Annotated in this window: 6 protein-coding genes and 1 rRNA gene; 6 read left to right on the top strand and 1 reads right to left on the bottom strand. The window is 72.2% G+C overall.

What is annotated here, in order from left to right; all coding sequences use genetic code 11:
• Nucleotides 1-20: 20 nt before the first annotated feature.
• Both rrf and VGK78_RS00030 read left to right on the top strand, forming a co-directional pair.
• Nucleotides 21-137: ribosomal RNA gene (gene rrf / locus VGK78_RS00035) — 5S ribosomal RNA — on the top strand.
• 185 nt (nucleotides 138-322) lie between these two features.
• Complete coding sequence (locus VGK78_RS00030) at nucleotides 323-676, top strand: single-stranded DNA-binding protein (RefSeq protein ID WP_331525205.1); 354 nt, start codon at nucleotides 323-325, stop codon at nucleotides 674-676.
• Here the strand turns inward: VGK78_RS00030 and VGK78_RS00025 are convergent.
• Entirely contained in the window at nucleotides 654-1,775 is a 1,122-nt protein-coding gene (locus tag VGK78_RS00025; protein WP_331525204.1) for a DUF1015 family protein, read from the bottom strand. The two genes, VGK78_RS00030 and VGK78_RS00025, sit on opposite strands and share 23 nt — an antisense overlap.
• A 37-nt stretch (nucleotides 1,776-1,812) precedes the next feature.
• Here VGK78_RS00025 and VGK78_RS00020 point away from each other — a divergent pair, with 37 nt between their 5' ends.
• The 4 genes from VGK78_RS00020 to VGK78_RS00005 are packed head-to-tail and all read left to right on the top strand — an operon-like array spanning nucleotide 1,813 to nucleotide 4,905.
• Nucleotides 1,813-2,853, top strand: coding sequence for an HAD-IIA family hydrolase (locus tag VGK78_RS00020; protein ID WP_331525203.1), 1,041 nt, complete (start codon nucleotides 1,813-1,815; stop codon nucleotides 2,851-2,853).
• 9 nt (nucleotides 2,854-2,862) lie between these two features.
• A complete protein-coding gene (locus VGK78_RS00015) occupies nucleotides 2,863-3,099 on the top strand; it encodes a hypothetical protein (protein ID WP_331525202.1) in 237 nt (78 codons plus the stop codon).
• Between the two features lie 2 nt (nucleotides 3,100-3,101).
• Nucleotides 3,102-3,947, top strand: coding sequence for a TlyA family RNA methyltransferase (locus VGK78_RS00010; RefSeq protein ID WP_331525201.1), 846 nt, complete (start codon nucleotides 3,102-3,104; stop codon nucleotides 3,945-3,947).
• 7 nt (nucleotides 3,948-3,954) lie between these two features.
• Nucleotides 3,955-4,905: an NAD kinase gene (locus VGK78_RS00005; RefSeq protein ID WP_331525200.1), complete on the top strand. Its 951-nt coding sequence runs from the start codon at nucleotides 3,955-3,957 to the stop codon at nucleotides 4,903-4,905.
• Nucleotides 4,906-4,948: the final 43 nt, after the last annotated feature.

Here is a 4,948-nt window from a genome sequence, read left to right as displayed (position 1 = left end):
ACAAGAATGGTTCACAACGTTACGGCGGCCATAGCGGCCAGGAAACACCCGGACCCATCCCGAACCCGGAAGTTAAGCCAGCCAGCGCCAATGGTACTGCACCCGACAGGATGTGGGAGAGTAGGACGCCGCCGAACATACCTTTCCCAGGAGGGGCCGCCAGCACGGTGGCCCTTTCTGCATTTCCGGCCCTGCCTGCTTTTGCAAGGGCCGCTTTCCGTCCACACCGTGTCCTCCCGTAGGCCTCATCCACAGGCCCGCCTCGACATGTCGGTCACCGTGGGCGGGCCACCCGAGGCTGGCCGCCTGGAGGTGATCTGCGATGTCAACGCAGGAGAGTCAGGACCTCGGCGAGGTCAACGAGGTAACGCTGGTGGGCCGGATGTCCCAGCCGGCCGAGGAGCAGGTGCTGCCGAGCGGCTCGGAGCTGTGGAAGTTCCGGGTGATCGTCGGGAGGCCGCCCTCGCCGGCGTCCCGGGTCACGGTGGACACCCTGGACTGTGTCGTCTGGGCCAAGCGTCCGGCCCGGTCGGTGTCCAAGTGGCAAACCGGTGACCTGGTCGAGGTCAAGGGCAGCCTGCGGCGTCGGTTCTTCGCGCCTGCCGGTGGTGGCCGGGTGTCTCGATGTGAGGTGGAGGTCGCGGCGGCCCGGCTCATTCGTCGAGCAGGCGGATGAACGATCCGAGGCTCGGCTTCGGCTGGAAGGACGTCGCCTTCTCCGGGAGCAGCCCTCCGGTGCCCACGACGTCGACGACCAGGTCGAGGTCCACTGCAGGCAGAAGTGCGGCGGTGACCCGTCCGGGTCGAGCCTGCTCGACCGCCTGGGTCACCGAGTGTGCGAAGCCGATCCGGGACGGCCGGCGGGCCAGCTTCTCCAGCAGCACCTCGTCGACGAGCTGCACCATCGCTGTTCCGTCGGGCACGTGCAGACGCGCCGTTGCCCAGCGCTGGCCGTCGGTCAGCACGAGGGTGTCCGGGGCGAGTGCCGCCATCGCCTCCCCTTCGTCGATGGTGCGCACCTCCGCTCCGGCGGCTGACGCCGCCGAGAGCAGGTCGTCGAGTCTCGTGCCGTGGAGGAGGCGATGGATCGCGCCCAGGAAGAGCGGCGTCTCGTCCTGGTCGATCACCATGGCCAGTCCGCACCGATGAGCCGGCGTGGGTTCCCGCGCGTTCAGCGCCACGTAGGCCGCATAGCGGTGGTGGCCGTCGGCGACCAGCAGCCGGGCCTCGGCCAGGCCGTCGGCGATCACCGCCAGCTGGTCGGGGTCGCTGATCACCCAGACGCGGTGCTGCTGACCGGCGTGGTCGACGTACTCCCGGTCGGGGCTGCCCGTGCGCACCTTGCGGCTGACCTCCCGCATGGTCGACGGGCCACGATGGACCAGCAGGATCGGTGCCGGGTTGATCCGCATCGTCTCCATCCGGCCGGCGAGCTCGGAGACCTGCTTGGGATGCACTCCTTCGTGCGGGAAGACCCGGCGCTCCCGGACCGACGACGCCAGGTGCGAGAGGTCCAGGCAGCCGACCAGACCGCGGACGGTCAGGCCGGAGTCGGAGTACTCGTGGAGGTAGACCGCCGGCTCGTCGTCCCGGGTGGCCAGCCCCCGCTTGCGCCACGTCTCCAGGCGCGCAGGGACGCCACGGTAGGGTCGCGCGAAGGCGCGCGCCGACGCCGGGTCCCCGACACGCCGCGGGGCCAGCGAGAGGGCCCGAAAGGGCGACAGCTGGAGCGGGCCGGCGACGTACGGCGGGACCGTGGGGAGACCGGACTCCATCGGTGCATCGTATGGGCTACGACCAAGGAGCTGGACGGTGGCAGGACCTCAGGGCCAGAGCCTGGCGAGGGTGTACGACCTGCTGATGTTCGACCTGGACGGCGTGGTGTACGTGGACGGCCACGCCGTGGAGCACGCGGCCGAGAGCATCGCGGAGGCGCGGAAGGGCGGAGCGCACATCGCGTTCATCACCAACAACGCCTCGCGGCCCCCCGATCAGGTGGCCTCCCAACTACGGGACCTGGGCGTGGCAGCGAGCGCAGGAGACGTGGTGACCTCGTCCCAGGCGGCGGCGCGGGTCTTGCTCGAGACCTACGGGAAAGGCGCACCGATCGCGGTGCTCGGCGCCGACGGGTTGGTTGCGGCAATGCGCGAGGCGGGCCTGGAGCCGGTCCCCGTGGGAGATCCGCAGGCGGTCGCGGTGGCCTCGGGATATGCGCCGGACCTGCCCTGGCGGGTGATCATGCGTGGGGCCACGCTGATCCGCAACGGGTTGCCATGGGTCGCGACCAACACCGACCTGACCCTGAAGACCGACGACGGGCTCGCGCCCGGGCACGGTCTCCTGGTCCGGCTGATCAGCGACTTCGCCGAGGTGACTCCGCAGGTCGCCGGAAAGCCGCTTCGTCCTCTGCTCGACGAGACGCGGCGGCGCGTCGAGGGCGAGCGACCGCTGATGGTGGGCGACCGGTTGGACACCGACATCGCGGGGGCTCACCAGGCCGAGACCGACTCGCTGCTCGTGATGACCGGGGTGAGCTCGCTGTCCGACCTGCTCTCGGCCGCCGAGGACGAGCGGCCGACCTGGATCGGGCAGGACCTGACCGCGCTGTCCCGGCCCGGATGCCTGCCGGAGCAGGCGGACGACGGGTGGCGCGCGGGTCCCTGGACGGCCCGGGTCGACGACGGACGGATGACCGTGACGTCGGCAGGCTCCGAAGCGGGCGTGGACGCCGGCGATGCCGACGCCTGGTGGACAGCCGTCGCGGCCGCCGGGTGGGCTCACCTCGACGGCACCGGCAGCCCCGCGGATGCCGCCGGTCTGACCGGGCCCGATCCGGGGGCGTCGCCGGGGTAGCCTTCGGGCATGACCGAGCAGGTGCCACCGACCGGTCCTGGAGACGGGGAGCCCGAGGAGCAGGAGCCCGCCGCCGACGACCGGCAGCTGACAGGCGTGCCCGCGGTGGACGCGGCGCTGGCCGAGGTCGACCGCCTCAGCGACCTGCCGCTCGAGGAGCGGCTGGCGGCGTTCGAGCGCGTGCACGAGTCCCTGCGCACGGCCCTCGACGCCCCCTCGGTGGACCATCCGGACGACCTCGCCTGACGTTGACGCCGCGACGCCTCCGGCTCGATGCCGAGCTCGTCCGCCGCGGTCTGGCACGGTCGCGGGACCATGCCGCGGAGCTGATCGCGGAAGGGCGGGTGTCGGTGGCCGGGGCGCGCGCGACCAAGCCGGCGACCGCGGTGACGACCGATGTGGCGCTGGTGGTCGCGGCCGATCCGGCGATCCCTGGCGGCGAGGAGTACGTGTCCCGCGGCGGTCACAAGCTGGCGGGGGCGCTGGCGGCCTTCGAGCCGGAGGGTCTGGTCGTGTCCGGGCGACGGTGCCTCGATGCGGGGGCATCGACGGGTGGCTTCACCGACGTCCTGCTGCGGCACGGGGGGCGCGAGGTGGTCGCGGTGGACGTCGGGTACGGCCAGCTGGCGTGGCGCCTCCGCCAGGACCCGCGCGTGGTCGTCCTCGACCGGACGAATGTCCGCGACCTCGACCCGAGCATCGTCGGCACACCGGTGGACGTGGTGGTGGGCGACCTGTCCTTCATCTCCCTGACCCTGGTGCTCGACCCGTTGCTCTCGGTGACGGCGGACGACGGAGATCTGGTGCTGATGGTGAAGCCGCAGTTCGAGGTGGGTCGCTCGCGCGTCGGCAAGGGCGGGGTGGTCCGCGACCTCGGGCTGCGGGCCGAGGCGGTCCGGACCGTGGCGATGGCGGCCGACGAGCGTGGGTGGGGTGCCCGGGCCGTGACCGCGAGCCCGCTGCCGGGGCCCTCGGGGAACGTCGAGTTCTTCCTGTGGCTCCGACGGGGGCCGACGACGGTCGGTCCGGAGACGATCGAGGCGGTGGTGTCGGCCGGTCCCGACGCCGGACCGGATGAGAGGGTGGGAGAGTGAGCAGGCCATGACCGACCAGCGCCGTGTGCTCCTCCTTGCTCACCCGGGTCGCGCGCAGGCGCGCGAGGTGGCGTGCCAGCTCGTCGACGCGCTGAGCGGCCATGGCATCCAGGTGGGACTGCTGCCCGAGGAGGCATCGGCCCTCGGTCTCGCCGACAACGATCACGTCCATCTGGCCGCCGAGGACGACCCGAGCGCCGGCTGCGAGCTGGTCGTGGTGATCGGCGGAGACGGCACCATCCTGCGCGCGGCAGAGCTCGCCCACGGCAGCGGGACCCCGCTGCTGGGGGTCAACCTCGGCCACATCGGCTTCCTGGCGGAGGCGGAGTACGAGGACATCTCGTCCACGATCGACGCGATCGTGGAGCGGCGCTACACGGCCGAGGACCGGCTGACCATCGACGTCTCGGTATTCCGCGACGGTGAGCTGGTCACCCGGACCTTCGCCCTCAACGAGGCCAGCGTGGAGAAGGCGGCCCGCGAGCGGATGCTCGAGGTCGTGGTCGAGGTCGACGGGCGGCCGTTGTCGCGGTGGGGGTGCGACGGAGTGGTGTGTGCCACGCCGACCGGCTCCACGGCGTACAACTTCAGCGCCGGCGGCCCCGTGGTGTGGCCCGGTGTGGAGGCGCTCTTGATGGTGCCGATCAGTGCGCACGCGCTCTTCGCGCGGCCGCTGGTGGTGGCGCCGACCTCGGTGCTGGCGGTCGAGGTGCTCGCCGGCACGAACGGCTCCGGTGTGCTGTGGTGCGACGGGCGCCGGACCGTCGAGCTGCCGCCCGGCGCCCGGATCGAGGTGCGCCGGGGCGGCACCCCCGTCCGGCTCGTGCGGCTGCACCAGGCGCCGTTCACCGACCGGCTGGTGGCCAAGTTCGACCTGCCGGTCAGCGGCTGGCGGGGAGCCGCGGAACGGCGCCGGCGCTCCGCCGGTGGCCGCGCGGAGGGTGGCCGGCGTGCTTGAGGAGCTGCGGATCACCTCGTTGGGCGTGATCGAGGAGTCCGTG

Source organism: Nocardioides sp. (genome assembly GCF_036503465.1).
Classification (GTDB): Bacteria; Actinomycetota; Actinomycetes; order Propionibacteriales; family Nocardioidaceae; genus Nocardioides.
The sequence above is the reverse complement of the archived record's forward strand: the minus strand, read 5'-3'. Positions and strand labels throughout refer to the sequence as shown.

Bases quoted from the DNA above. Each gene is read 5' to 3' on its own strand.
- VGK78_RS00030 (WP_331525205.1), top strand. From the start codon at position 323: ATGTCAACGCAGGAGAGTCAGGACCTCGGCGAGGTCAACGAGGTAACG.
- VGK78_RS00025 (WP_331525204.1), bottom strand. From the start codon at position 1,775: ATGGAGTCCGGTCTCCCCACGGTCCCGCCGTACGTCGCCGGCCCGCTC.
- VGK78_RS00015 (WP_331525202.1), top strand. From the start codon at position 2,863: ATGACCGAGCAGGTGCCACCGACCGGTCCTGGAGACGGGGAGCCCGAG.
- VGK78_RS00005 (WP_331525200.1), top strand. From the start codon at position 3,955: ATGACCGACCAGCGCCGTGTGCTCCTCCTTGCTCACCCGGGTCGCGCG.